This window comes from Bradyrhizobium sp. BRP56 (assembly GCF_020194035.1).
In the GTDB taxonomy this organism is placed as follows: domain Bacteria; phylum Pseudomonadota; class Alphaproteobacteria; order Rhizobiales; family Xanthobacteraceae; genus Bradyrhizobium; species Bradyrhizobium australafricanum.
This window is the reverse complement of record NZ_JADYVV010000047.1, coordinates 20166-44948: the sequence shown is the minus strand read 5'-3', so window position 1 is coordinate 44948 and position 24783 is coordinate 20166. Positions and strand designations below refer to the sequence as shown.

Annotated in this window: 25 protein-coding genes; 17 read left to right on the top strand and 8 right to left on the bottom strand. The window is 65.9% G+C overall.

Going from position 1 to position 24783, the window contains the following annotated elements; translation table 11 throughout:
• Positions 1-97 precede the first annotated feature (97 nt).
• Positions 98-1273, top strand: a complete 1176-nt coding sequence (locus I6F38_RS28540; protein ID WP_225162711.1) for an IS481 family transposase — start codon at positions 98-100, stop codon at positions 1271-1273.
• Between the two features lie 98 nt (positions 1274-1371).
• Here I6F38_RS28540 and I6F38_RS28535 read toward each other — a convergent pair whose 3' ends face one another.
• The gene (locus I6F38_RS28535; protein WP_225162710.1) at positions 1372-2214 is read right to left on the bottom strand and encodes a methyltransferase domain-containing protein; all 843 of its coding nucleotides are present in this window, start codon (positions 2212-2214) and stop codon (positions 1372-1374) included.
• 77 nt (positions 2215-2291) lie between these two features.
• Between I6F38_RS28535 and I6F38_RS28530 the strand changes: the two genes are divergently transcribed.
• The 5 genes from I6F38_RS28530 (at position 2292) to I6F38_RS28510 (ending at position 5299) form a co-directional block, all read left to right on the top strand.
• Positions 2292-3101, top strand: coding sequence for a ComF family protein (locus I6F38_RS28530; protein ID WP_225162709.1), 810 nt, complete (start codon positions 2292-2294; stop codon positions 3099-3101).
• Between the two features lie 29 nt (positions 3102-3130).
• On the top strand, positions 3131-3403 hold the full coding sequence (gene grxC / locus I6F38_RS28525; RefSeq protein WP_057015554.1) for a glutaredoxin 3: 273 nt from the start codon (positions 3131-3133) through the stop codon (positions 3401-3403).
• Positions 3403-4278 carry a carbon-nitrogen hydrolase family protein gene (locus tag I6F38_RS28520; protein ID WP_225162708.1) on the top strand — a complete coding sequence of 292 codons (876 nt, stop codon included), beginning with the start codon at positions 3403-3405 and terminating at the stop codon, positions 4276-4278. Before grxC ends, I6F38_RS28520 begins: the two co-directional genes overlap by 1 nt.
• Positions 4275-4745 (top strand): DUF1178 family protein, encoded by a 471-nt coding sequence (locus tag I6F38_RS28515; RefSeq protein ID WP_225162707.1) that lies wholly within the window; start codon positions 4275-4277, stop codon positions 4743-4745. Before I6F38_RS28520 ends, I6F38_RS28515 begins: the two co-directional genes overlap by 4 nt.
• A gap of 113 nt (positions 4746-4858) precedes the next feature.
• A complete protein-coding gene (locus I6F38_RS28510; RefSeq protein ID WP_225162706.1) occupies positions 4859-5299 on the top strand; it encodes an EamA family transporter in 441 nt (146 codons plus the stop codon).
• 59 nt (positions 5300-5358) lie between these two features.
• Here I6F38_RS28510 and I6F38_RS28505 read toward each other — a convergent pair whose 3' ends face one another.
• The 3 genes from I6F38_RS28505 to I6F38_RS28495 form a co-directional block, all read right to left on the bottom strand.
• Positions 5359-6258 (bottom strand): DMT family transporter, encoded by a 900-nt coding sequence (locus tag I6F38_RS28505; protein ID WP_092083108.1) that lies wholly within the window; start codon positions 6256-6258, stop codon positions 5359-5361.
• Between the two features lie 256 nt (positions 6259-6514).
• Positions 6515-7285, bottom strand: a complete 771-nt coding sequence (gene ubiG, locus I6F38_RS28500; protein ID WP_225162705.1) for a bifunctional 2-polyprenyl-6-hydroxyphenol methylase/3-demethylubiquinol 3-O-methyltransferase UbiG — start codon at positions 7283-7285, stop codon at positions 6515-6517.
• A 14-nt stretch (positions 7286-7299) separates the two neighbouring features.
• Complete coding sequence (locus I6F38_RS28495; RefSeq protein WP_057015559.1) at positions 7300-7767, bottom strand: PH domain-containing protein; 468 nt, start codon at positions 7765-7767, stop codon at positions 7300-7302.
• A gap of 209 nt (positions 7768-7976) precedes the next feature.
• Between I6F38_RS28495 and I6F38_RS28490 the strand changes: the two genes are divergently transcribed.
• The 3 genes from I6F38_RS28490 to prfA all read left to right on the top strand — a co-directional run bounded on the left by I6F38_RS28490 (position 7977) and on the right by prfA (position 13133).
• A complete protein-coding gene (locus I6F38_RS28490; RefSeq protein WP_225162704.1) occupies positions 7977-9233 on the top strand; it encodes an aspartate kinase in 1257 nt (418 codons plus the stop codon).
• Positions 9234-9728: 495 nt separating this feature from the next.
• Positions 9729-11996, top strand: a complete 2268-nt coding sequence (gene ptsP, locus I6F38_RS28485) for a phosphoenolpyruvate--protein phosphotransferase (RefSeq protein WP_028343590.1) — start codon at positions 9729-9731, stop codon at positions 11994-11996.
• A gap of 57 nt (positions 11997-12053) precedes the next feature.
• Entirely contained in the window at positions 12054-13133 is a 1080-nt protein-coding gene (gene prfA, locus I6F38_RS28480) for a peptide chain release factor 1 (protein WP_225162703.1), read from the top strand.
• A 34-nt stretch (positions 13134-13167) separates the two neighbouring features.
• Here the strand turns inward: prfA and I6F38_RS28475 are convergent, their stop codons facing one another.
• Together I6F38_RS28475 and I6F38_RS28470 are read right to left on the bottom strand one after the other, a co-directional pair.
• The gene (locus tag I6F38_RS28475; protein WP_225162702.1) at positions 13168-13638 is read right to left on the bottom strand and encodes a helix-turn-helix domain-containing protein; all 471 of its coding nucleotides are present in this window, start codon (positions 13636-13638) and stop codon (positions 13168-13170) included.
• A gap of 145 nt (positions 13639-13783) precedes the next feature.
• Positions 13784-14224: a hypothetical protein gene (locus tag I6F38_RS28470; RefSeq protein WP_225162701.1), complete on the bottom strand. Its 441-nt coding sequence runs from the start codon at positions 14222-14224 to the stop codon at positions 13784-13786.
• Positions 14225-14516: 292 nt separating this feature from the next.
• Between I6F38_RS28470 and I6F38_RS28465 the strand changes: the two genes are divergently transcribed.
• The 4 genes from I6F38_RS28465 (at position 14517) to I6F38_RS28450 (ending at position 19428) form a co-directional block, all read left to right on the top strand.
• Positions 14517-15872, top strand: a complete 1356-nt coding sequence (locus I6F38_RS28465) for a substrate-binding protein (protein ID WP_225162700.1) — start codon at positions 14517-14519, stop codon at positions 15870-15872.
• 114 nt (positions 15873-15986) lie between these two features.
• Positions 15987-16862 carry a branched-chain amino acid ABC transporter permease gene (locus tag I6F38_RS28460; protein ID WP_225162699.1) on the top strand — a complete coding sequence of 292 codons (876 nt, stop codon included), beginning with the start codon at positions 15987-15989 and terminating at the stop codon, positions 16860-16862.
• A 14-nt stretch (positions 16863-16876) separates the two neighbouring features.
• Positions 16877-18733 carry a branched-chain amino acid ABC transporter ATP-binding protein/permease gene (locus I6F38_RS28455; protein WP_225162698.1) on the top strand — a complete coding sequence of 619 codons (1857 nt, stop codon included), beginning with the start codon at positions 16877-16879 and terminating at the stop codon, positions 18731-18733.
• Entirely contained in the window at positions 18730-19428 is a 699-nt protein-coding gene (locus tag I6F38_RS28450) for an ABC transporter ATP-binding protein (RefSeq protein ID WP_038387064.1), read from the top strand. The genes I6F38_RS28455 and I6F38_RS28450 overlap by 4 nt, the downstream gene beginning before the upstream one ends.
• Positions 19429-19667: 239 nt before the next feature.
• On the opposite strand, the gene I6F38_RS28445 is transcribed toward I6F38_RS28450, so the two are convergent.
• On the bottom strand, positions 19668-20093 hold the full coding sequence (locus I6F38_RS28445) for an HIT domain-containing protein (RefSeq protein WP_225162697.1): 426 nt from the start codon (positions 20091-20093) through the stop codon (positions 19668-19670).
• 105 nt (positions 20094-20198) lie between these two features.
• Here I6F38_RS28445 and prmC point away from each other — a divergent pair, with 105 nt between their 5' ends.
• Together prmC and I6F38_RS28435 are read left to right on the top strand one after the other, a co-directional pair.
• On the top strand, positions 20199-21086 hold the full coding sequence (gene prmC / locus I6F38_RS28440; RefSeq protein WP_225162696.1) for a peptide chain release factor N(5)-glutamine methyltransferase: 888 nt from the start codon (positions 20199-20201) through the stop codon (positions 21084-21086).
• Between the two features lie 513 nt (positions 21087-21599).
• Positions 21600-22370 carry a DUF4167 domain-containing protein gene (locus tag I6F38_RS28435; protein WP_076824705.1) on the top strand — a complete coding sequence of 257 codons (771 nt, stop codon included), beginning with the start codon at positions 21600-21602 and terminating at the stop codon, positions 22368-22370.
• A gap of 219 nt (positions 22371-22589) precedes the next feature.
• On the opposite strand, the gene I6F38_RS28430 is transcribed toward I6F38_RS28435, so the two are convergent.
• Positions 22590-23342 carry a class I SAM-dependent methyltransferase gene (locus I6F38_RS28430; RefSeq protein WP_028343579.1) on the bottom strand — a complete coding sequence of 251 codons (753 nt, stop codon included), beginning with the start codon at positions 23340-23342 and terminating at the stop codon, positions 22590-22592.
• A gap of 185 nt (positions 23343-23527) precedes the next feature.
• Here I6F38_RS28430 and gloB point away from each other — a divergent pair, with 185 nt between their 5' ends.
• Both gloB and I6F38_RS28420 read left to right on the top strand, forming a co-directional pair.
• On the top strand, positions 23528-24295 hold the full coding sequence (gloB, locus tag I6F38_RS28425) for a hydroxyacylglutathione hydrolase (RefSeq protein WP_225162695.1): 768 nt from the start codon (positions 23528-23530) through the stop codon (positions 24293-24295).
• Positions 24292-24726 carry a cupin domain-containing protein gene (locus I6F38_RS28420; RefSeq protein ID WP_225162694.1) on the top strand — a complete coding sequence of 145 codons (435 nt, stop codon included), beginning with the start codon at positions 24292-24294 and terminating at the stop codon, positions 24724-24726. Before gloB ends, I6F38_RS28420 begins: the two co-directional genes overlap by 4 nt.
• The last annotated feature ends 57 nt before the right edge of the window (positions 24727-24783 follow it).

Sequence of the window (24783 nt, the reverse complement as noted above, 5' to 3'; positions counted from 1 at the left end):
GGACAAGTGTTTAGCCCGGACAGATCACTGACGGGTGTTCGGAGACATAGCTGACACATCAACATTGGCTGGATTGGTCCGATTCGGGAGGCCGTCCATGCCTTGGAGTGAGGTGTCAGTGATGGATCAGCGCCATGAGTTTGTGCGGCTTGCTTTGCAAGAGGGGGCCAACCGGCGCGAGCTCTGCCGTCGGTTCAACATCAGCCCTGACGTCGGCTACAAGTGGCTGCGGCGCTGGCAGGCCGGCGATCGGGAGCTGGCCGACCGTTCGCGGTGCCCGCATGCGATGCCCAAGCGCAGCGAGGCCGCGGTCGAGGCAGGGGTCCTGGCTGTGCGCGACAAGCATCCGGCTTGGGGAGCACGCAAGATCGCCCACTGCCTGAAGCGGAACGGGCAGACGGTGCCTGTGCCGTCGACGGTGCACCGGATCCTGTGCCGGAACGGGCGGGTCAAACCGAGCGAGAATACACCGCCAAATCCAGGGCATCGCTTCGAGAAGGAGGCTCCCAATCTGCTGTGGCAGATGGACTTCAAGGGCCACCTGCCGCTCGCCAACGGGACGCGGTGTCATCCGCTGACGGTCGTCGACGATCACTCGCGCTATGTGCTGTGCCTGAAGGCCTGCGCCGACGAGCAGCGTCTCACCGTGCAGGACCACCTGACGACGACGTTCCGCTGCTACGGCCTGCCGGAGGCGTTCTACACCGACAACGGCTCACCCTGGGGCGATACGTCCGGCATTCGCTGGACCGGACTGAAGGTGTGGCTGCTCAAGCTGGGCGTCAGGGTGGTGCACGCCAGGCCTTGCCACCCGCAGGCCCGCGGCAAGAACGAACGCTTCCATCGCACCCTGAAGGCCGAGGTCTTTGCAATGCGCCGCTTTCGCACCCTCCCGGAAGTCCAGCGTGCCTTCGATGCCTGGCGGCCGGTCTACAATCTGCAGCGTCCCCACCAGGGCCTCGATATGCACGTTCCCGCCGATCGCTTCCGACCGAGTATCCGTGCCATGCCGGCCCGCGTCCCGAACGTCGAATACGACAGCGGCGAGATCGTGCGCAGGGTCTCATCGACGAGACCCTACATCTCCTTCAAGGGACGCTTCTGGAAGGTTCCACAGGCCTTCGCGCGCGAACAGCTTGCCATCCGGCCGCTGGATCGCGACGGTCACTACGGAATCTTCTTCGCCAGCTGGCAGGTCGCATCGATCGACTTGACCAATGGCCAACCTGTCAGTGATGTGTCCGAACAGGTGTCAGCCATGTCTCCGGACTAAACAACAAGCCCGGCCATGACGGCGCGAAAGAATCGGTTCATTCCATATGCGATTGCCCTGCCCGCAAGCGGGAGAGGGAGCCCTTGCATCGTGCGTCCCTAACGCTTCGTCCCCTTCACCGCCGCCTCAAGGCTCGCCTTCGCCGACCCTGGCTTGAGCGGCTTCGGCTGGCTTTCATGCGGCGCCCAGCCGGAGAGCCAGACGATGTCGAAGGTGGCGCGGATGCGGCCGTCGGGATCGGCGAAGCGCTCGCCGTAGATCTGCGCCATCCGCAGCATGGTGGCGCGGCGGGTTAAGGTGTGACGGCGCTCGCGCAGCACATTGGTCGCGCCCATCCGCCGCAAATCGGCCATCAGCGCGAACGCACTGGCATAGCGCACCACGACGCGGTCGACGTCAGTCACCGGCAGCGCGAATCCCGCGCGCTGCAGCAGCGCGCCGATATCGCGTAGATCGGCGAACGGCGCGACGCGCGGCGAGGCCCCGCCCTCGCACTCGGCCTCCGCCGCGGCAAAGCTCTGCCGCAGCTCGGTCAGCGTATCGCCGCCGAGCATCGCCGCGAGCAATAGCCCGTCCGGCTTCAGCCCCCGGCGGATCTGCGCCAGCACGCCCGGCAGGTCGTTGACGAACTGGAAGGCGAGCGCGGAGACCACAAGATCGCGCGACTCCGGCGCCAGGCCGAGCGCTTCCTCCTCGCTGAAGCCGATCGCATCGACCGCGGCGACACGCCCGCGCAGGGCGTCCGCGAGCCCGTTGCCCGGCGTCCAGACATCGGCCGCCGCGGAAAAGCTGCGTGACACCGCCAGCAAGCGGTCCGCCATGTCTTCGCTGGCACGCTCGAGCAGGAATGTCGCCGCGCCCTCGCGCCGCGCGCGTGCCAGCCGCGCGCCGAGCAAGGCGCGGTCGAACAGGATGGGGGCGGTCGGCGGGTTCGGTGTCATGCCGGCTGGTTACGCCGGACCGCCGTCGCAGGCAATGCGCCTTGAGCCTGCATTGATCAAACGCTAGCCTCGCCGCCATGGACGCCGAGGCATCACCGACACGCTCCATTACCGGTCACGTCCACCGCGCGCTCGGCGCGATCGGGAGCGCGTGGCTGCGCACCGCGCGGCTGGCGCTCGATATCGCGCTGCCGACGCTATGCGTTTCGTGCCGCGAGCCGGTCGATGGCGAGGGGGTGTGCGCGGCCTGCTGGGCCAGATTGTCGTTCATCGCGCCGCCGTTCTGCCCGCGGCTCGGGATTCCCTTCGTCTACGATCCGGGGCCCGAGTTGCTGTCGATGGAGGCGATCGCCAATCCGCCGGCCTACCAGCGCGCCCGCGCCGCGGTGCGCTATGACGACGTCGCGCGCACGCTGGTGCACGCATTGAAATACCAGGATCGCACCGATCTGGCGCCGACAATGGGTCGCTGGATGGCGCGGGCGGGGAAGGAATTGCTCGCCGACGCCGATCTGCTGGTTCCGGTTCCTCTGCATTGGCGGCGCGGCTGGAGCCGGCGCTACAACCAGTCCGGGGCGCTCGCCAAGGTGATCGCGCTCCAGAGCGGCGTCAAAATGGCTGCCGAAGCGCTGCGGCGCATCCGCGCCACCGAGCAGCAGATCGGGCTGTCACGCAAGGACCGCGCCAGCAATGTCCAGGGCGCATTCGGGGTCGCCGATGAACGCAAGGCTGACGTCCAGGGCCGCCGCGTGATCCTGGTCGACGACGTCCTGACCTCGGGAGCGACAGTGGACGCCTGCGCGCGGGCGCTGCTCCGCGCCAAAGCCGCGCAGGTCGACGTGCTGGTGTTTGCCCGGGTTGTCGATACCCACCGCGCTCCCATATAATCTGACATTCTGGTTCAACCGAGCGCACCATGACCGCTGCCATTGAAATCTACACCCGCCCGGGCTGCGGTTATTGCAGCGCGGCCAAATCGCTTTTGACGCGCAAGAACGCCGCGTTCACCGAATTGAGCGTCGCCAGCAACCCGGCCTATCGCGACGAGATGTATGGCCGCGCCGGTGCCGGCTCGACCTTCCCGCAGATCTTCATCGGCAAGACCCATGTCGGCGGCTGCGACGAGCTCTACGCGCTCGACCGCGAGGGCAAGCTCGACGGCCTGCTCAGCAACGGAGGCGGCGCCTGATGACGGAGAACATTTTCACCGCCGCCATGGTGCAGATGCGCACCGGATTGCTGCCGGAGCCGAGCCTCGAGCAGGGCACGCGGCTGATCCGCGAGGCGGCGGCGCAGGGTGCCAAGTACGTGCTGACCCCCGAGGTCAGCAACATGATGCAGCTCAACCGCAAGGCGCTGTTCGAGCATTTGGCGAGCGAAGAAGACGATACGTCGCTCAAGGCGTATCGCGCGCTGGCCGCCGAACTGAAGATCCACCTGCATATCGGCTCGCTGGCGCTGCGGTACTCGCCGGAGAAGGCGGTCAACCGTTCGTTCCTGATCGGGCCCGAGGGCAATCTGCTCGCGAGCTACGACAAGATCCATATGTTCGATATCGATCTGCCGGGCGGCGAAAGCTATCGCGAATCGGCCAATTATCAGCCCGGCGAGACCGCCGTGATCTCCGACCTGCCCTGGGGCCGGATCGGACTCACGATCTGCTACGACGTGCGCTTCCCGGCGCTGTATCGCGCGCTGGCCGAAGCCGGCGCATCGTTCCTCACCGTGCCGTCCGCCTTCACCCGCAAGACCGGCGAAGCGCATTGGCACACGCTGCTGCGCGCCCGCGCCATCGAGACCGGCTGCTTCGTGTTCGCAGCGGCGCAGGCCGGCCTGCATGAGAACAAGCGCGAGACCTTCGGGCATTCGCTGATCATCGACCCCTGGGGCGAGATCCTCGCCGAGGGCGGCGTCGAGCCGGGCGTGTTCCTGGCCGAGATCGATCCGGCCAAGGTCGAGACCGCACGCAAGACCGTTCCCTCGTTGCAGCATGGCAGGCGTTTCGGCATTGCCGACCCCAAGGCCGGCCCGGAGCATCTGCACCTCGTCCGGGGTTCGGCATGATCCGCTACACGCTGCGCTGCGAGCGCGGCCACCAGTTCGAGAGCTGGTTCCAGAGCTCCGCGGCCTATGAATCGCAGGAGCGGCGTCACTTGATCGATTGCCCGTCGTGCGGCTCGAGCAAGATCGAGCGCGCGATCATGGCGCCGCAGGTCGTCAGCAAGAAGGGCCGCGAACCGGCCCAGCCGGCGCCGGCCGCGCCCGTCGAGGCAGCGGCGAGCGAGTCGACGTCGCTGATGATGGCGCAGGAGCGCGAGCTGCGCAGCAAGCTGAAGGAGCTGCGCGACCACATCGTGAAGAACGCCGACAATGTCGGCGACCGCTTCCCGAACGAAGCGCGCAAGATGCACTACGGCGACATCGAGCACCGGCCGATCTATGGCGAAGCCTCGCCCGAGGAGGCCCGCGCGCTGATCGACGAAGGCGTCGAGGTCTCGCCGCTGCCGACGCTGCCGGAAGACCGGAATTGACGCGCAGCGTCATTCCGGGGCACGCGAAGCGTGAACCCGGAATCTCGCGCCGCAACCTCGAGATTCCGGGTTCGGTGCTGCGCACCGCCCCGGAATGACAATCTGGGAAGAGCATGCCCCCCGACTCCTTCTCCTCCTGGCAGGTCTGGGCGTTTCTTTCCGCCGTGTTCGCCGCGCTGACCGCGATCTTCGCTAAGGTGGGCGTCGAGGGCATCAACTCCGATCTCGCCACCCTGATCCGCACCGTGGTCGTGCTCATCACGCTGTCGGCCATCCTGTTCGCGACCGGGCAATTCACCCAGTCCGGGCCGATCTCGGCGAAGAGCTGGCTGTTCCTGCTGCTGTCCGGGCTCGGCACCGGCGCGTCATGGATCTGCTATTTCCGCGCGCTCAAGCTTGGACCAGCCACACTCGTCGCACCGATCGACAAGCTCAGCGTGGTGCTGGTGGCGCTGTTCGGCGCGGTCTTCCTCGGCGAGCGCCCCTCGGCCTATGGCTGGATCGGGATCGCGCTGATCTCCGCCGGAGCGGTGCTGGTCGCGGTGAAAGGCTGATAGCGTTTTCGAGCGAAGTGGGCACCGGTTCGCGCGAAGAAAACGCGTCAAACAAGAGTCTACGCGGCGATCAGCAGCGCGACGCCGATCACGATCAGGACGATGCCGAACACCTCGCGCAGCGAGAACGGCTGCTTGAGCGAGAAATACGCCACGCCCTGCGCGAACAGCACCTCGATCAGCGCCAGCGTGCGCACATTGGCGGCGGCGGTGAGCGCGAACGCCAGGAACCAGAATTGCGATGAGAACGCGCCCATGAAGCCCGCGAACATCGAGGGCCGCCACAGCTTGAGGATCGACCTCAGCACGTCGGGCGCGCGCAGCAACAGATAGACCGACAGGATCAGCGTCTGCACGAGGAGGCTCCACATCAGCGTGTAGGAGGCCGCCGTGACAAATGAGACTGAGGGCACCGCGATGATCGCGCCGCGAAAGCTCACCGCCGAGATCGCGAACACCGCGGCGGCGCCGAGGCCGAGCACGGTCGGGCGCAGGTCGGCAAAGCTCTTCTGCCCGCCGGGCCGCAGCGCGGTGATGACGACGCCGATGGTCGCGATCACGATCGCGATCACCTTGGTCGTGGTGAGATGGTCGCCGAGGAAGATGAAGCCGAAGATCGCGGTCTGGATCGCCTCGGTCTTCATGTAGGCCGTGGTGACGACGAAAGAGCGGTCGTTCATCGCCAGCAGCATGAAGCCGGTGCCGACGATCTGGCTGAGCGCGCCGGTTACCAGCCACGGCCAGAACGCGGCCGCCGGCCACGGCACGCGATCGCCGGTCAGCAGCACCGCCAGCGCGAAGAACACCACCGAGAACGGCAGGCCGAACAGGAAACGGATATTGGTCGCGCCCCAGGTCCCGAGCGGCCCGGTCAGATGCCGCTGCATCGCATTGCGCGCCACCTGCCCGAACGCGGCGACGATGGTGAAGGGAATCCAGAGCGAGGCGATCGTGAACATGGGGGATAAGGAAAGCATGCCGGCGGGAGTACACGCCCAGCGTGCCGATTGCCGCTGACGCGGTCAACCGAGTGGGCGCATGACAGGCCTGCGCGATGTCCACAAACTTCCGTCGCCCGGATGAAGCGAAGCGCAATCCGGGGCCAGCTCATCCGCGGACGAAGCAGTCCCGGATTACGCTACGCTCCATCCGGGCTACGCATTCTGCTTTCGCAGGGACGACACCTGTTGTGTGGCCGAGACCGTGGTATCTAACTCACACCTCTTCCGCCACCACCATGTAGTTCACGTCCATGTCGGTCGACACGGTCCATTTGTCGGCGAGCGGGTTGTAGACCACGCCGGCCTGCTCGGTGACGGTGAGGTTGACGTCGCCGAGATAGCGCTCGAGCTCGGCGGGAGTGACGAACTTGCTCCACTCATGGGTGCCGCGCGGCAGCCAGCGCAGCACGTATTCGGCGCCGACGATCGCCAGCGCGAAGCTCTTCCAGTTGCGGTTCAGGGTCGAGACCACCATCAGCCCGCCGGGCTTGAGCATGACCGCGCAGCGCTTGATGAAGGCGCCGACGTCGTTGACGTGCTCGACCACCTCCATCGCCAGCACGATGTCGAAGCGCTCGCGGGCGTCCATCTCCTCCACCGTGGTGCAGCGGTAGTCGATCGACAGATGGCCCTTGTCGGCGTGCAGTTTCGCGGCAGCGATGTTGGTGGCGGAGGGATCGATCCCGATCACCTGGGCCCCTAACCTCGTGAACGGCTCGCACAACAGGCCGGCGCCGCAGCCGATGTCGAGCAGGCGCAGGCCGGACAGGCAGCTGAGGCTCTTGGCGTTGCGCTCGAACTTGCGGCAGGCGGCGTCGCGGATATAGGTCAGGCGCAGCGGGTTGATCTTGTGCAGCGGCGCCATCTTGCCGCGCGGATCCCACCATTCATCGGACAGTTTCGAGAATTTCGCGACCTCGGCCGGATCGACCGAGCTGGCGGAGGCATTGGTGGAGGAACCGGAAAGAGTTGATTGCGTGGCCATGATTGCGCGCGCCCCTATCGCGCGGTGATCGAATTGCGGAACGACAGCGGCGCGGCGATGGTCCTGATGGTCTCGATGCCCTCGCCGACGCCGCGGATGGTGACGTCGCCATAGTTGAGCAGGCGCCCCATGATGCTCTGGTTGACGTCGACGCTCTCGACCTTGTCGAGGCTCATCTCGAAGGTGCGCCGCTTGATGAAGCCGCTCTTGTGCACCACGCGGAAATTGGTGACGTCGGTTTCGGTGGTCCAGCGGTGGAACCAGGCCGCGGCGGTCCAGTACAGTGCCGCGACCGCAACCACGGCGGCGGCGGCAAAGCAGGCCATCACGAGGCCGTCGACCGTCGTCATCCGCGACAGGATCAGCAGCGCCAGCACCACGATCCAGGCCCCGATCGCCGGCAAATAGAACATCCAGTGCGCATTGGTGGAATACAGCACCTTCTCGCCAGGCTGCAGGATCTCGTCGATATAACGTCCCATCCAATCCGCCTTCGAGTTGCCCCGTGTTACCCGTGCGCCACAACCCGCCCGCAACCGGTCAAAACACCCCCAAAAGACACTCGAGGGCCCCCTACCTACCGGCTTGCCCCCGGGCGCGGCGCTATGTATACGCGCGTTTCGGTCCCCGCGCTTGCGGTTTTCGGCGTGGGTTAACCTACTTATCCTCTTAAAGGAATAGACGCGTCGTCATGGGCCGCCTCGTGATGAAATTCGGCGGTACATCCGTCGCCAATATCGATCGTATCCGCAACGTCGCGCAGCATGTGAAGCGCGAGGTCGACGCGGGCCACGAGGTCGCCGTCGTCGTCTCCGCGATGTCCGGCAAGACCAATGAGCTGGTGGCCTGGTGCACCGATGCCTCGCCGATGCACGACGCGCGCGAATATGACGCGGTGGTCGCCTCCGGCGAACAGGTCACTTCGGGCCTGCTCGCGATCGTGCTGCAGGGCATCGGCATCCAGGCGCGCTCCTGGCAGGGCTGGCAGATCCCGATCAAGACCTCGGAGGCGCATGCCTCGGCGCGCATCGTCGATATCGACGGCACCGAGATCATCACCCGCTTCAAGGAGCGCAAGGAAGTCGCCGTGATCGCCGGCTTCCAGGGCATCAATCCCGATACCGGCCGCATCACCACGCTCGGCCGCGGCGGCTCGGACACCTCGGCGGTGGCGATCGCCGCCGCGCTGCGCGCCGACCGCTGCGACATCTACACCGACGTCGACGGCGTCTACACCACCGATCCCCGCGTGGTGCCGAAGGCGCGCCGGCTCGACAAGATCGCCTTCGAGGACATGCTGGAACTGGCCTCGCAGGGCGCCAAGGTGCTGCAGGTTCGCTCGGTGGAACTCGGCATGGTGCACAACATGCCGATCTTCGTGCGCTCCAGCTTCGACAAGCCAGAGGATATCGACCCGCACGCCAACCAGCCGCCGGGCACGCTGATCTGCAGCGAGGAGGAAATCATGGAAATGCACGTCGTCACCGGCATCGCCTTCTCCAAGGACGAAGCCCAAATTTCCGTGCGCCAGATCGAGGACAAGCCCGGCGTCGCCGCCGCGATCTTCGGGCCGCTCGCGGATGCCAATATCAATGTCGACATGATCGTGCAGAACGTGTCCGAGGACGGCAAGACCACCGACCTCACCTTCACCGTTCCGGCCGGCGACTATAACCGCGCCAAGGACACGATTACCGCCGCCAAGGCCAAGATCGGCTACGCCCGTCTCGACACCGCGACCGACGTCGCCAAGGTCTCGGTGATCGGCAGCGGCATGCGCAGCCATGCGGGCGTCGCGGCGAAGGCGTTCAAGGCGCTGGCCGACCGCAACATCAACATCCGCGCCATCACCACCTCCGAGATCAAGTTCTCGGTCCTGATCGACGCCGCCTACACCGAGCTTGCGGTCCGCACGCTGCACACGCTGTACGGCCTCGACCAGGCGTAGGTCTTTGGGAGCCCTCTCCCCTTGTGGGAGAGGGTGGGTTCGATGCGGGAGCATCGAAACCGGGTGAGGGGCCTGTCTCCGTGGATGGAGACCCCTCGCCCGTCGCGGACCTTGCATAGCCGATGCCCAGCATCGGCGTCTTCCAGGGACGGCGGCCTGTGCGCCGCCTACGGACACCTTCTCCCACAAGGGGAGAAGGGAAGAGGGTCACCTAGCCGCGCCCCGGAGTTAGAATTTCTCTTAGCGGGCGCAGCATTGGGCTGACGCAGACGTTATTTGCTACTGGCAGGCGTTTTGCTTGGCAAAGCAAGCCTCGATTGGCTATACGGCCAGTCAGGTAGGCTGTCGCAAACTGTGGCACAGTTTCGGTGATCGCGAATCGGCGGGAACTGGCGAGCGGCGACACCGAATGACTAAAATTGTTGTTTTTGACGAGTTTTGCGCCAGCGGCCGGCCGCACCGGTGCGCTGGCTTCGCGGGGAGGGACTGAAACACATGCGGAGCGCGTCGGGAGGCCCCCGCATCCTGTTGAGACGGCTCCGCGAGACCATGGCGGAGCAAGTCTCCGCCCAGGAGCGGCTCGACAAGATCGTGGTGCTGATCGCGGCCAACATGGTGGCCGAGGTCTGCTCGTGCTACGTGCTGCGCATCGACAACACCCTCGAGCTCTACGCCACCGAAGGTCTGAACCGCGACGCCGTCCACCGCACCGTGATGAGCGCGCATGAAGGCCTGGTCGGCCTCGTCGCCAGCGAGGCGACGCCGCTCAATCTGTCCGACGCGCAAAGCCATCCGGCCTTCGCCTACCGCCCGGAGACCGGCGAAGAGGCCTACCACTCGTTCCTCGGCGTGCCGATCCTGCGCGCCGGCAACACGCTCGGCGTGCTCGTGGTGCAAAACCGCGCCAAGCGCACCTATGTCGAGGAAGAGGTCGAGGCGCTCCAGACCACCGCCATGGTGCTGGCGGAGATGATCGCCTCCGGCGAGCTTGCTGCGCTGGCGCAGCCCGGCGCCGAGCCCGCCGCGCGGCACTCGCTGCACAAGACCGGCGCGGTACTCTCCGACGGCATCGCGCTCGGCCATGTCGTGCTGCATGAGCCGCGCGTCGTGATCACCAACTACATCGCCGAGGATCTGCCGAAGGAGATCAAGCGGCTCGACACCGCGCTCGCCAATTTGCGCGCCGATCTCGACCGCATGCTGGAGCGCGGCGACGTCGCCGACGGCGGCGAGCACCGCGAGGTGCTGGAAGCCTACCGCATGTTCGCCAACGACCAGGGCTGGTCGCACAAGCTGCATGAGGCGGTCGCCACCGGCCTCACCGCGGAAGCCGCCGTCGAGCGCGTGCAGTCCGACACCCGCGCGCGCATGCTGCGCTCGACCGATCCCTATCTGCGCGACCGCCTGCACGACCTCGAGGATCTCGGCCATCGCCTGATGCGGCAGCTGGTCGGCCAGGACCATGCGCCGTCGCGCGAGCAGCTGCCCGACAACGCCATCCTGATCGCCCGCGCGATGGGCCCGGCGGCGCTGCTCGACTATGACCGCAAGCGGCTGCGCGGCCTGGTGCTGGAGGAAGGCACCGCGAATTCCCACGTCTCGATCGTGGCGCGCGCGCTGGGCATTCCCGCGGTCGGCGAGGTGCCGAACGCGCCAGGCATCGCCGATCCGGGCGACGCCATCATCGTCGACGGCATTTCCGGCGAGATCTATGTCCGCCCCTCGACCGAGATCGAATCCGCCTATGCCGAGCGCGTCCGGTTCCGGGCGCGGCGGCAGGCGCAATATTCGGCGCTGCGCGACAAGGCCTGCGTGACCAAGGACGGCCAGCCGATCGAGCTTCTGATCAATGCCGGCCTGACTATCGACCTGCCGCATATCGACGACACCGGCAGCGCCGGCATCGGCCTGTTCCGCACCGAATTGCAGTTCATGGTGAGCCCAAACCTGCCGCGCTCGAGCGACCAGCTCGCGCTGTACCGCACCGTGCTCGACGCCGCAGGCTCCAAGCCCGTCACCTTCCGCACGCTCGACATCGGCGGCGACAAGGCGCTGCCCTATATGGAGACCGTGATCGAGGAAAATCCCGCGCTCGGCTGGCGCGCGATCCGGCTCGGCCTCGACCGGCCCGGCCTGCTGCGCGGCCAGATCCGCGCGCTGCTGCGCGCCGGCGGCGGCCGCGCGCTGAAGATCATGTTCCCGATGATCTCTGATATCGCCGAGTTCGATCAGGCCAAGGCGATCGTCGAGCGCGAGCTGACCTATCTGCGCCAGCACGGCCATTCGCTGCCCGAGCGGATCGATATCGGCACCATGGTCGAGGTGCCGGCGCTGCTCTACCAGCTCGACGAGCTGCTGAAGAAGGTCGACTTCGTCTCGGTCGGCTCCAACGACCTGTTCCAGTTCCTGTTTGCGGTCGACCGCGGCAATGCCAAGGTCTCCGAACGTTTCGACATCCTGTCGGCGCCGATCCTGCGCGCGCTGCGCGACATCGTGCGCAAGGCCAAGGCGGCGAAGAAGGCCGCCTCGCTGTGCGGCGAGATGGCCTCGAAGCCGATCGGCGCGCTGGCGCTGATCGCGATCGGCTACCGTTCGCTTTCATTGTCGGCAACCGCGCACGGCCCGGTCAAGGCGCTGATCCTCGACCTCGATGCCAAGAAGGCCGAGGCGATGATCAATCCGCTGCTGGATGCGCCGGTCGGCAGCGTCTCGATCCGCGCGGCGCTGACGAAGTTTGCGGAAACCGAGGGGCTGGCCTTGTAGCGACGCTGCCGTCGCCGCTGCCGCCCTTCCGTACCTTCCGCAATTCGAGATACCGCCATGCTACCCGAAGCCAAACTCGACGTCCTGCTCGCCCATCATGCCTCGCTCGAGGCCGAGCTGCTCGGCGAGGTCAAGTCCGAGCGCTATGTGCAGATCACGCGCGAGCTCGCCGAGCTCAACCCGCTGATCGATGCAGTGAAGCTCTATCGTTCTGCGCGTAGTGAACTCGCCGATACCGAGGCGATGCTGGCCGACGCCGGGACCGATCCCGAGATGCGCAGCATGGCGGAAGCCGAGCTGGAAACGCTGCAGGCGCGGCTCGGCGAGCTCGAGCAGGAGATCCGGATCGCGCTGTTGCCGAAAGACGCGATGGACGACCGCAACGTGATGCTGGAAATCCGCGCCGGCACCGGCGGCGACGAGGCCTCGCTGTTCGCCGGCGACTTGTTCCGGATGTATGAGCGCTTCGCGTCCTTGCAGGGCTGGAAGGTCGAGGTGATCTCGGCGAGCGAAGGCACCGTCGGCGGCTACAAGGAAATCATCGCCGAGGTGCAGGGCCGCGGCGCGTTCGCCAAGCTGAAATTCGAATCCGGTGTGCACCGCGTGCAGCGCGTGCCCGACACCGAGACGCAGGGCCGCATCCACACCTCGGCCGCCACGGTCGCCGTGCTGCCGGAGGTCGAGGACGTCGACGTCGATATCAAGGACACCGACTTGAGGATCGAGACCATGCGCGCGGGCGGCGCCGGCGGCCAGCACGTCAACAAGACCGAATCGGCGATCCGCATCACCCATCTGCCGACCGGCATCGTCGTGATGATGCAGGACAGTCGCTCGCAGCACAAGAACCGGGCGTCGGCGATGAACATCCTGCGCTCGCGCATCTACGATGCCGAGCGCCAGCGCGTCGATGCGGCGCGCTCCGCCGACCGCAAGGAGAAGGTCGGCTCCGGCGACCGCTCCGAGCGCATCCGCACCTACAATTTCCCGCAAGGGCGAGTCACCGACCATCGCATCAACCTGACGCTCTACAAGCTGCCGCAGGTGATCGCGGGCGAAGCGCTCGGCGAACTGATCGATGCGCTGACCACCGAGCACCAGGCGGCACAACTCGCCGCGCAGGGCGCCGCGGCCTGACGCGCGCCGCCGCTTGCGCCGGCGGATGCTGCGCTCAGTCCTCTCCGGAAGACGGCGAAGACTTCAGCAAGCGGCGCAACGCCGGGCTCGCGACGCGGCGCAGCTCCTCGATGTTCTTCTTCGAGACCGCCTGGAGCTTCTGCTCACCCTTTGCCGTCAGCTTGAGCTGAACCCGCCGCGCGTCGTCGGGATCGGCAAGGCGGCTGACCAGCCCGAGCTTTGCCATGCGGTTCATCAGCTCGACGGCGGAGTGATGCCGGATCAGCAGGAACCGCGCGATGTCACCGACGGTCGGCGGACCGGGGTCGACGAAACCCTTGATGCCGAGCAGCGCCTGGTGCTGCCGCGGCGTCATTCCGGCCTTCCGGGCGCCCTCCTCGCTGAATGCAAGAAACCGGCGCAGCTCGTAGCGAAACTGCGCAAGCGCCCGGTAGTCCACCGGCGCGGCCGCCGCCTTGCGTTTCGTTGCGCCGGTTGGCGCTCGTCGTTGCTTTGGTTGCGGCATTCAGTCGTCCTGCTGCTGGCTCGCTCCGCCGGACGGCAGACGCCGTGCAACGCTATCAAGCCCGCGCCGGACGCACCATACTACCGGCCGCCCTTCCACTCATGTTTTCAACGGTTTGACGATCGAGCGGCGGGGCCGCGCAAGCTCAGGGCTGCGGCCAGTGATCGTAGGTCGAGCTCAATATTTTCAGCAGCACGATCTGGAACGCGACCGGAATCCGCGGGCTCCTGCGGCGAATGGATTTCTCCAGCGCCTCGGTGATCTCGCTCTTGGTGAGATGCCCGGCCGAGGCACGCGCGACCAGATCGCCCCAGACCTCCGACAACGACTTGCCGGTGTGATGCGGAGACGGGATCGTTATCCCGCGCGTCTCGGCCCAAGCGATGATCTCGCGCATGGTTTGCCGTCCGCAATTTCGCGCGGTCGCGAGATGGCGCGCGGTGAGCAGGCGCAACAGATCGTCCGTCGGTGTCCAGCCGACCTTCGGCGGCACTTCGTCGAGCAGCTCTACCGCCAGCTCCTTCAGGACGTTGATCGCGCGGATGCTCAGGCTGCCCGATTGCCCGGCGCCACCGTGCTCGGACACGGCGTGCTCTCCGGCATTTCCGGTGCGACTTGAAGGCTCCTGGATCATCGCTCCCTCACTTACAGGACCCGCCCCCGGTCGGTAAACCCTCGATACATCGTAGAACGATATTAATTCTATCGTAGGCCGATATGATTCGACGAAAGGTGACATTGACTAAATATGCCGGTGGGGAATTGTAGCTGTGACAGGCTGCTCGATTGCAGCCCGCGCATCGTGCCGCCGATCGATCCGATCAGGCGACGAGTGAGCATGCGCGCCAACAATCAATATAATTGGAGGATACTGAGCGATGAGCACCAAGGATTTTCGGCCGGGCAGTGCCCCGAACGTTTCGCGCCGCACTTTGCTGCAAGCCGGCGCGGGCCTGATCGGCGGCAGCGTGCTGCCGGCCTCGATCGCATCGCGGGCATTCGCCGAGGACCACCCGGCGATCGGAACCTATCCCGCTGGCACGTCGGGCTCTTCGGCGTTCATCGGCATCTCGGTCCCGCGCACCGGCACCTATGCGGTGCAGGGCGAGGATGAACTCAAGGGCTACCAGCTCGCGATCGAGCACATCAACAGCGGCCACGAGCTGATCAAGAAGATCTCGCCGAAGACCAGCAAGGGCGTGCTCGGCAAGGAGTTGAAATTCGGCGTCGCGGATTCCGCGGCGAAGCCGAACGAGGCCGTGCAGGCGCAGCAGCGCTTCATCTCCGAGAACAAGGCGGTGATGATCACGGGCGGCACGTCGAGCGCGGTCGCGGTGGCGCTGAACAAGCTGGCGCAGCGCGAGAAGGTGATCTTCGTCTGCGGCATTTCCGGCTCCAACGACACCACCGGCAAGGATTGCGTGCGCTACGGCTTCCGCCAGAACTTCTTCGGCCAGACCGCCGCGGCGGCGATCGCGCCGGTGCTGATCAAGCAGTTCGGCAAGAACAAGAAGGCCGCCTACCTGACGCCCGACTACACCTACGGCCACACCGTCACCAAGTCGATGCAGGACTACCTCGCCCAGGCGGGCTGGACCACCGTCACCAACCAGGTCTCGCCGCTCGGCGCGCCGGACTATTCGTCCTATCTGCTCAACGTCGCGAACTCCGGCGCCGACGTGCTGATCAACGTCAACTGGGGTCACGATGCCGTGCTGTCGACGCAGCAGGCCAAGCAGTTCGGCGTGCTCGATAAGATGAAGCTCGTGGTGCCCTACCAGGTGCCGTTCATCGCCCGCGAGACCGGCGGCCTGATGCAGGGCGTCTACGCCGCGACCGACTATTGGTGGACCATCGAGGACAAGTATCCGCTGGCCAAGATGTTCAACGAGGCCTTCGAGAAGAAGTACGGCTACAAGCCGGAATGGGGCGCCGAGAACGCCTATGTCAGCTTCGCGCACTGGGCCCGCATGGTCGAGGAAGCCGGCAGCTTCTATCCGCCCGACGTCATCAAGGCCTACGAGAAGGGCGAGACACTGCCTTCGCTGGTCGGCGACGTCCACTATCGCCCCGAGGATCACCAGTGCGTCCGCCCCGTCGTCATCGTCCGCGGCAAGATGGAAAAGGAGATGAAGAACAAGGAGGACTATTACGAGGTGGTCGAGATCGTCCCCGGCGACGGCCTGATGCAGAAGCCGGACGCGTTCGGCTGCCATCTCGGCGACTACACCTGATTAACGTGGGAAGACTCGGCGCCGTGGGCGGGGCGACCCGGCCCGCGGCGCCGCTTTTCTCGGAACGCATCCTCCATCGACTAGGCCAGATATACGGCTGAGTGAACGCGCGCCATGATCAACTGGCCAAATTTCGTCTCGCAACTTTTCAACGGACTGGCGCTCGGCGCGCTGCTAGCGCTGATCAGCTCCGGATTGACGATCATCTACGGCACGCTCGGGGTGCTCAACCTCGCCCACGGCGCCATGTTCATGATCGGCGGCTACGCCGGATATGTGGCCTATTCCTACACCGGCTCGTTCATTCTCGCCGTAATCGCAGGCTCGCTGTTCGTGATGGTGCTCGGGATTGCGATGGAGCGGATCATTATCCGCCACTTCTACCACCGCCCGCATGAGGACCAGCTCCTGGTCACGTTCGGCCTCGGCATCTGCTTCGTCGAGATCGTGCGGCTGATCTTCACCAGCCAGTCGCAGGTGGTGCCGCCGCCGGCGATGCTGCAGGGCATCACCTCGCTCGGCTTCCTGTTCTACCCGACCTATCGGCTTGCGGTGGTCGGCATCGTCGCGGTCGCGCTCGGCGCGCTGTTCCTGATCCTGTACCGCACCCGGCTCGGCATGATCGTGCGCGCCGGCATCGAGGATTCGGTGATGGTCGATTCGCTCGGCATCAACGTCTACCGCGTCTTCATGATCGTGTTCGGCATCGGCGCGATGGCCGCAGGCTTCGCCGGCATCATCAATGCACCGGTGGTGTCGCTGACGCCGGGCGTCGGCGACGACATCCTGGTCGAGACCTTCGTGGTGGTGGTGATCGGCGGCGTCGGCTCGTTTCCCGGCGCCATCCTCGGCGGGCTGATCGCCGGCGAGATCATCAGCATCACCTCGATGTTCAACCCCGGTTACGCCTACGTCATGCTGTTCGCGGCGATGACGCTCGTGCTGGTGCTCAGACCGCATGGCCTGCTCGGCACGCAGGGCCGCGAATGACGACGGATATCTAGATGCTTAAACAGCGCCCATACCTGATCGAATTCCTGACCGCCGCCGGACTGATCGTCGCGCCCTTCGTGCTGCCGTGGCTCGGCTTCGCGCCCAACACGGTGAACCGGATCCTGGTCTGGGGCCTGTTCGGCCTCGGCTTCGACATCCTATTCGGCTTCACCGGCCTGCTGTCGTTCGGCCAGTCGGCCTTCTACGGAACCGGGGGCTTCGTCGCGGCCTATCTGCTGACGCGCGCCGGCTTTCCCTACGTCGTGCTCGCGCTCGTCATCGGCATGATCGCGGCCGCCGCTACCGGCTATCTGATCGGCCTGATCGCACTGCGCCGCACCGGCATCTATTTCGCAATGATCACGGTGGCGATCGCCGAGGTGTTCTTCTTCGTCGAGTTCAATCCGCTGTCGGACTTCACCGGCGGCGAGAACGGGCTGCCGGGCGTGCCGACCCCGAGCTTCAATCTCGGCTTCACCACGCTGCACTTCACCACCGGCTGGTCGCTCTACCAGTTCCTGGCGCTGTGCTACTTCATCGGCGTCGTGATCGCGCTGCGCATCGTGCGCTCGCCGGTCGGCGCCGTGTTCAGCGCGATCCGCGACAATCCGCTGCGCGCCACCGCAGTCGGCCACAACATCCACGGCTACAAGCTCACCGCTTTCGTGATCGCCGCCGCCTATGCCGGCTTTGCCGGCGGGCTGCTCGGCGTGCTGCAGGCCTTCATGCCACCCGACGCGTTCACCTTCGATACGTCGGGCCAGCTCGTGATGCAGACCGCGATCGGCGGCCGCGGCACGCTGTTCGGGCCGCTGGTCGGCGCCGCGGTGTGGCTGTCGCTGCAGGACTTCCTGCAGGCGGCGCTCGGGCTCGGCGCGGCCTGGAAGCTGGTGCTCGGCATCGTGTTCGTGCTGCTGGTGTGCTTCCTGCGCCGCGGCATCATCGGCGGCCTCGCCGATCTCTACCGCCTCCTGACCGGACAGCGCGGCGCCAAGGAGCCGGAGGAGAGCGCACCCGAGGTCGTCGCCGTGGCAAGCGAGCGGCACGCCACGGCGCCCGCCGCGCCGAAGCCGGTGGCGGCTCGTGCCGGCGGCAGTCCGTCCGGCCCGATCCTCCAGGCCAGGGGCCTGACCAAGCGCTATGGCGGCCTGCTCGCCAACAGCGACATCGACTTCACCGTCAATCACGGCGAGCTGCGCGGCATCATCGGCCCGAACGGCGCCGGCAAGTCGACCTTCTTCAAGATGCTGACCTGCGAGGTGCACCCGACCTCGGGCACCATCCTGTTCGAGGGCCGCGACATCACCGGCATGAACGTCACCGACGTCTGTCAGCTCGGCCTGACCAAGAGCTACCAGGTCAACCAGCTGTTCGCCGGGCTGACAGTGCGCGAGAATCTGGTGATCGCGGCGCTGTCGGCGCTGCGCGGCAAGTTCAAGCTCGACCTGTTCCGCAGCATCGACAGCATCCCCGGCCTGTCCGAGCGCGTGCAGCAGACGCTCGAGCTGGTCAATCTGACATCGAGGCCCGATACGCCGGTGTCCGAGCTCGCCTATGGCGAGAAGCGGCGGCTGGAGATCGGGCTGGCGCTGGCGACGTCGCCGAGCCTGTTGCTGCTGGACGAGCCGCTCGCCGGCATGAGCCCGCGCGAACGCGTCGAGACCGTCAAGCTGCTGAAGTCGATCAGCCAGGGCCGCACCATGATCATCATCGATCACGACATGGATGCGCTGTTCGAGCTCGCCGAGCGCGTCACCGTGCTGCAGGAGGGCCGCGTGCTGGTCGAGGGAACGCCGGAAGAGATCAAGACCAACTCGACCGTCCAGGAAGCCTATCTTGGCGGCGTGCATGGAGTGCTCGCCGCATGAGCCTGCTCGAGGTCAATGGACTGAACAGCTATTACGGGGATTCCCACATCCTGTTCGACGTCTCGATGCGCGTCGAGCGCAATGAGGTGGTGGCGCTGCTCGGACGTAACGGCGCCGGCAAGAGCACGACGCTGAAGAGCCTGATGGGCGTCGTCACCCCGCGCCGCGGCTCAGTGATGTTCGACGGCGTCGAGATCTCCGGCCGGAAGAGCCACAAGATCGCGCAGGCCGGCATGCAGCTGGTCCATGAGGAGCGCCGCATCTTCGGCAGCCTGAGCGTCGAGGAGAACCTCGTGATCGCCGGCCTGACCGCCTCGCAGCGCTGGCCGCTCGACCGCATCTACGAGATGTTCCCGCGGCTGCGCGAGCGGCGGAGCAACCGCGGCACCGACCTGTCGGGCGGCGAGCAGCAGATGCTGGCGATCGCGCGCGCGCTGGTGCGCGATCCCAAGATCATCCTGCTCGACGAGCCGTTCGAGGGCCTGGCGCCGGTGATCGTGCGCGACCTGATGAAGGCGTGCCGCGACCTCGCCGAGGCCGGACAGACCATCGTGCTGGTGGAGCAGAACCTCGCCGCGACGCTCGCGCTGGCGCAGCGCATCTACATCATCAACAACGGACACATCGTCCATGAAGGGCCGGCGCAGGAGATCAAGGCGCAGCCCGATGTGCTGCAGCGCTATCTCGGGGTTTAGGGCGCGTCGCTTTCTCCGCCGTCAGCGAGCCAACGGGTCGCGCGAACGCGCGCCCGATGACAGGCTCCGCGAAACAATCCATCGGTCCGCATGCGCGGATGGATGGATTGCTTCGTCGCTACAGCGCAAAATTGCTTTGCAAATTTTGTCGCGAGCTCCTCGCAATGACGAACTCGATATTGCGCATGGCCTCTCGGGATAGGGATTACGGCATTCCCGCGTCGGACCGGGCCACCCGCTCACCCACCCAGCGCCGCGATCATCCGCCTGGCGTGATCGGCGAGCACATCCATCTCCGCCTTGACGGTCTGCGCCGGCAGCAGCGCGACGCCGGCCTTTACCGGCATCACATGCATGTGCAGGTGAAACACCACCTGGCCGCTGGCGGGCTCGCTGAACTGCTGGATGATGATGCCGTCGGCGGCGAACGCCTTCATCGCGGCGACGGCGATGCGCTTGGCCGACCGCGCCACCGCGGCGAGGTCGTCGTCCGCGATGTCGAGGATGCCGCGCGCGGGCGCCTTCGGAATCACCAGGGTGTGTCCCGGCGATCGCGGCATGATGTCGAGAAAGGCAAAGGTCCGGTCGGTCTCGTAGACCTTGAAGCTCGGGACCTCGCCGCGCAGGATCCTGGCGAAGATGTTCTGGTCGTCATAGCCCGTCATGGTCGCGCGTTCCGGATCGATGGGTTGAGATTTCGACCGTGCGCGCCGGCCGCACGGGGCGCAAGTGATATCGACGCCGCATCGACCATCGGCTAACAACGCGCCATGAGCGAACCCGCAGGACATGGCCAGACTGTCGAGAGCATCAGGCGCAGCCTCGCCGCCCGCCTCAAGGCGGCCGGCCACGACGCCGCCGAGCTCGATGCGCGACTGCTGGTCGGCGCCGTGCTGGGGCTCGATCTGACCGGCATGATCACGGGCGCGAAGCGCGCGCTGACGAGGGACGAAGCCGATCGCCTCGAGCACCTCGCGCAGCGCCGCCTCGCCGGCGAACCGATCGCGCGCATCCTCGGCGTCAAGGAGTTCTGGGGACTGCCGCTGCACCTGTCCGCCGCGACGCTGGTGCCGCGCCCGGACACCGAGACGGTGGTCGAGCGCGCACTCGAACTGCTGCGCGCCGACGGGGTGGCCGAGCGCGCCTTGCGGATCGCCGATCTCGGCACCGGTTCTGGCGCGATCCTGCTGGCGCTGCTCTCGGAACTGCCGAACGCGCATGGCTTCGCCACCGACATCTCGACGGAAGCGCTGCAGACCGCGAGCCGCAACGCCACCGCGCTCGGATTCGCCGATCGCACGACATGGATCGAGTGCGACTACGGCCGCGGGCTCGTCGGCGCGTTCGAGCTGATCGTGTCCAATCCGCCGTACATCCCCTCGGCCGACGTCGCCGGACTCGACATCGAGGTGCGCGCGCATGATCCGCGCGCGGCGCTCGACGGCGGTGCCGACGGGCTCGACGCCTACCGCGCGCTGATTTCGCAATCTGCGGGTCTTTTGACCTCAGGAGGATTTCTGGTTGTGGAAGTCGGACAGGGTCAGAGCGGCGACGTTGAAGCGCTGATGACGGCATCCGGGTTATCCCCAACGGGGCCGCCAAAGGCCGATCTGGGGGGCATCCCGAGGGCCGTTTCCGCCCGCCGGCTGCCCCGATAAAGTCCTATTGGAACGAAAAAAAACCTCTTGGATTATCCCCCGGGAACGACTACGTTCCGGGCACAACATCGGTGCTGGCCCCGTAATCCGTTACGGGTGATGACCAGGGTTCAGCAGAGCCCGCCGATCGAAAGGTTCCAGGAACGCAGGTCATATAGAGCGCAATAGCCGAAGCTGTGCTGCTCTCGACCGCCAAGCGAACGAAAGCCTGTTATTGCGCTTGAAGACTTACGCACGAGAACTGAGCCTGTCTCAACGGGCGGAATGATTTGGTCGCCGGCGCGATTGCCGGCGGTTGGGGAACGCGTCTTTGCTGCACGCGACTTTGCTGAACGAGATGGTCGGCGACATCGAAACCACTTCGAACGGTATTGCGATTCCGTGTGCCTAGGCGCGCGCCAAATCGGACTCTGGGAATCGGACTTCTGAGAAATCGGACTTCTGAGAAATCGGACTGCTGAGAAATCGGACTGTGGACTGCAATAACTTCAGGGCTGGAATAAAAGGCGACAGATGAGAAACGGTCAGAACAACAAGCGGATGCGCAACCGGAATAACAACAACAATAACAACAACAATAACCGGCGCGGCCAGAATCCCCTGACACGGGTGTACGAATCGAACGGACCTGACATCAAGATCCGCGGCACGGCCTCCCACGTGGCCGAGAAATACGTTCAGCTTGCGCGCGATGCGCGCTCCTCCGGCGATCCGGTGGCCGCTGAAAACTACTACCAGCACGCCGAGCACTACTACCGGATCATCGCGGCCGCGCAGGAGCAGTTCCGGCAGAATCAGCAGCCGCCGCGCCCCGACGCCGAGGTCACCCCGACCGAAGACGGCGACGACGACAGCGACGGCTATTCGAGCTTCGGCCAGGAGCCGGGCTTCGTGCCGCAGCAGCAGCAACCTTTCATGCGCGACAACGGCCAGCAGCCGTACCAGCGCGAGCAGCAGCAGCCGCGCGAGCATCGCGAGCGCGACCAGCAGCCGCGTGAGCACCGCGAGCGCGAGCATCGTCCGCAGCCGCAATATCAGCCGCAACCGCAGAACCAGCCGCAGCCCGCGATGGCCGATGCCGGCGGCGTCGATCGCCTGCCCTCGTTCATCACCGGCGGCGCGCAGCCACAGGTCAACGGCGCCTATGAAGGCAATAATGGCGGCGCAGAGCGCGGCGAACGGAGCGAGCGCTTTCCGCGCCGCCGCCGCCGTCCGCACGGCCCGCGCCCCGACATGGCGACGCAGCCCGCGCCGAGCGACGACTTCAATCCGGGCAACGAGTAACGCACGTATGCAGCCACCCTCCCCCTCCGGGGAGCAGGGCTATCGCATATGAGCTCGGTCGCTCCACAAACTCGTCATGCCCGGGCTTGTCCCGGGCATCCACGTCTTTGTTTCCGGGCGAAGAAAGACGTGGATGGCCGGGACAAGCCCGGCCATGACGGCGCGGACAAATCCATTTCCTCTCATATGCGATAGCCCTGCTCCGGGGAGGGTGAAATTTCACGACTCTGCGTGAGTCGATTTGCGCGTCGCCGTCGAGGACGGCACCAGCACCGGACGCAATGACGGGATCAGCTGCGTGCGCTCGCGGCGCGCGGGGATCGCGCGATAGACCTGCTTGGTCGCCTCCACGATATGCACGCCGGCGAACGGCATCGACAGCGCAGCGCCGACCCGCTCCCACGCCATCGCCGAGCGCAGGAACCAGCTGCCCTGCACCGGCGGCATGAACAACGCCTCGCCCCACGACGACGGCGTGAACCAGGTCTGCCGCAACAGCTGCGTGATCTGCGCCCGCGAATAGGGCCGGCCATGGCCGAACGGCGTGGCGTCGGTGCGCGTCCAGACGCCGCGGCGGTTCGGGATGATCGCGATCAGCCGCCCCGAGGGCGAGAGCACCCGCCACACCTCGCGCAGCAACCGCTCCGGGTCATCGGACATCTCCAGCGCGTGCACCAGCAGCACCCGGTCGACCGCGGCATCCGGCAGCGGCATCGAGAATTCGTCGATCAGGGTGGCCAGCGCCGGCCGGCCGGTCGGCCATTTCAGCACGCCCTGGGCCGCCGGCATGAAGGCAATGCAGCGCTCGCAGGACTCACGGAACAGGCCGAGATAGGGGGTCGGATAGCCGAGGCCGAGCACGCGCTGGCCTTCCGCGTTCGGCCACCGCGCGCGGATACCCCGGTTGATCAGCTGCCGCGCCACGATGCCGAGGCGCTGCGAATAGAAGTCGCGCAGGTCGATGACGTCCATGGTGTTTAGCCTAACACGCCCCCTGCTGCCCGGGTGCGCCGAAAATTGCATTGCCGCCGGAGCGTTAACGCCATATTTCACCCCTATATTGGGCGCGTTAAAAGCATGACCCGGGAAAGTCGATACCGGTCTTTCGAATACATCATGCTTTGAAAATGTCCGTCCCGTTTGTTCGTGGAGATATCATGACCGCCGAAATTCGCACCTTCAGCTGCCTCACCGACAATTTCGGGTATTTGATCCACGATCCCGCGACCAAGGCGACCGCGTCGATCGACGCGCCGGAAGCCGGCCCGATCATCACGGCGCTGGAGCGCGAAGGCTGGACGCTGACGGATATCCTGATCACCCATCACCACGGCGACCATGTCGGCGGCGTCGCCGAGCTGAAGCAGAAATACGGCTGCCGCGTCGTCGCCCCGCACGACCAGTCGGCCAAGATCGCCAATGTCGATCTGCGCGCCGCCAATGCCGATGTCATCAAGGTCGGCAGCCTGCTCGCACGCGTGGTCGAGACGCCCGGCCATACGCTCGATCACATCTCCTATGTGTTCGACAGCGAGAAGGCGGTGTTCGCCGCCGATACGCTGTTCTCGATCGGCTGCGGCCGGGTGTTCGAGGGCACCTACCCCATGATGTGGGATTCGCTGCTGAAGCTGCGCTCGCTGCCGGACGATTTCCGTCTCTATTGCGGCCATGAATATACCGCTGCGAATGTGAAATTCGCGCTCACCATCGAGCCCGACAATCCGGCCCTGCAGGCGCGCGCAGCAGAGGTCACAAAACTGCGCGCCGAGAACAAGCCGACGATCCCGGTGCTGCTCGGCGACGAGAAGAAGGCCAACGTGTTCCTGCGCGCCGACGAGCCCGCGGTGGCGGCGAAGCTGCACATGAAGGGCGCCGATCCGGCGCTGGTGTTCGGCGAGCTCCGCGAGCGCAAGAACAAGTCGTGACGGCAGACCTCTCGGCGGCCGATATCATCGCGCAGCTTGCGCTGAAGCCGCATCCCGAAGGCGGACATTATCGCGAGACGTTTCGCGACGAGCGCGTCGACGCCAATGGCCGCGCGCATTCGACCGCGATCTATTTCCTGCTCGCGCGCGGCGAGCGCTCGCGTTGGCACCGCATCGACGCGGTCGAGATGTGGCACTATTACGCCGGCGCGCCGCTGACATTGCGGATCGCGCAGGACGGCGGCCCACATTCGATCACGCTCGGGCCGGATGTGGCGCGCGGCGAGCAGCCGCAGGCGATCGTGCCGGCAGACGCATGGCAGGCCGCCGAAAGCAACGGCGACTGGACGCTGGTCGGCTGCACCGTCGCGCCGGGATTCGAGTTCGCGAAGTTCGAGCTGGCGCCAAAGGGCTGGGAGCCCGCTTCGTAAGAGCTTTTTCCCGTCATCCCCGCGCAAAGGCTTTGCCTTTGTCGCTGGAGGTGCGAG

Bases quoted from the DNA above. Each gene is read 5' to 3' on its own strand.
- I6F38_RS28540 (WP_225162711.1), top strand. From the start codon at position 98: ATGCCTTGGAGTGAGGTGTCAGTGATGGATCAGCGCCATGAGTTTGTG.
- I6F38_RS28535 (WP_225162710.1), bottom strand. From the start codon at position 2,214: ATGACACCGAACCCGCCGACCGCCCCCATCCTGTTCGACCGCGCCTTG.
- I6F38_RS28530 (WP_225162709.1), top strand. From the start codon at position 2,292: ATGGACGCCGAGGCATCACCGACACGCTCCATTACCGGTCACGTCCAC.
- grxC (WP_057015554.1), top strand. From the start codon at position 3,131: ATGACCGCTGCCATTGAAATCTACACCCGCCCGGGCTGCGGTTATTGC.
- I6F38_RS28520 (WP_225162708.1), top strand. From the start codon at position 3,403: ATGACGGAGAACATTTTCACCGCCGCCATGGTGCAGATGCGCACCGGA.
- I6F38_RS28515 (WP_225162707.1), top strand. From the start codon at position 4,275: ATGATCCGCTACACGCTGCGCTGCGAGCGCGGCCACCAGTTCGAGAGC.
- I6F38_RS28510 (WP_225162706.1), top strand. From the start codon at position 4,859: ATGCCCCCCGACTCCTTCTCCTCCTGGCAGGTCTGGGCGTTTCTTTCC.
- I6F38_RS28505 (WP_092083108.1), bottom strand. From the start codon at position 6,258: ATGTTCACGATCGCCTCGCTCTGGATTCCCTTCACCATCGTCGCCGCG.
- ubiG (WP_225162705.1), bottom strand. From the start codon at position 7,285: ATGGCCACGCAATCAACTCTTTCCGGTTCCTCCACCAATGCCTCCGCC.
- I6F38_RS28495 (WP_057015559.1), bottom strand. From the start codon at position 7,767: ATGGGACGTTATATCGACGAGATCCTGCAGCCTGGCGAGAAGGTGCTG.
- I6F38_RS28490 (WP_225162704.1), top strand. From the start codon at position 7,977: ATGGGCCGCCTCGTGATGAAATTCGGCGGTACATCCGTCGCCAATATC.
- ptsP (WP_028343590.1), top strand. From the start codon at position 9,729: ATGCGGAGCGCGTCGGGAGGCCCCCGCATCCTGTTGAGACGGCTCCGC.
- prfA (WP_225162703.1), top strand. From the start codon at position 12,054: ATGCTACCCGAAGCCAAACTCGACGTCCTGCTCGCCCATCATGCCTCG.
- I6F38_RS28475 (WP_225162702.1), bottom strand. From the start codon at position 13,638: ATGCCGCAACCAAAGCAACGACGAGCGCCAACCGGCGCAACGAAACGC.
- I6F38_RS28465 (WP_225162700.1), top strand. From the start codon at position 14,517: ATGAGCACCAAGGATTTTCGGCCGGGCAGTGCCCCGAACGTTTCGCGC.
- I6F38_RS28460 (WP_225162699.1), top strand. From the start codon at position 15,987: ATGATCAACTGGCCAAATTTCGTCTCGCAACTTTTCAACGGACTGGCG.
- I6F38_RS28455 (WP_225162698.1), top strand. From the start codon at position 16,877: ATGCTTAAACAGCGCCCATACCTGATCGAATTCCTGACCGCCGCCGGA.
- I6F38_RS28450 (WP_038387064.1), top strand. From the start codon at position 18,730: ATGAGCCTGCTCGAGGTCAATGGACTGAACAGCTATTACGGGGATTCC.
- I6F38_RS28445 (WP_225162697.1), bottom strand. From the start codon at position 20,093: ATGACGGGCTATGACGACCAGAACATCTTCGCCAGGATCCTGCGCGGC.
- prmC (WP_225162696.1), top strand. From the start codon at position 20,199: ATGAGCGAACCCGCAGGACATGGCCAGACTGTCGAGAGCATCAGGCGC.
- I6F38_RS28435 (WP_076824705.1), top strand. From the start codon at position 21,600: ATGAGAAACGGTCAGAACAACAAGCGGATGCGCAACCGGAATAACAAC.
- I6F38_RS28430 (WP_028343579.1), bottom strand. From the start codon at position 23,342: ATGGACGTCATCGACCTGCGCGACTTCTATTCGCAGCGCCTCGGCATC.
- gloB (WP_225162695.1), top strand. From the start codon at position 23,528: ATGACCGCCGAAATTCGCACCTTCAGCTGCCTCACCGACAATTTCGGG.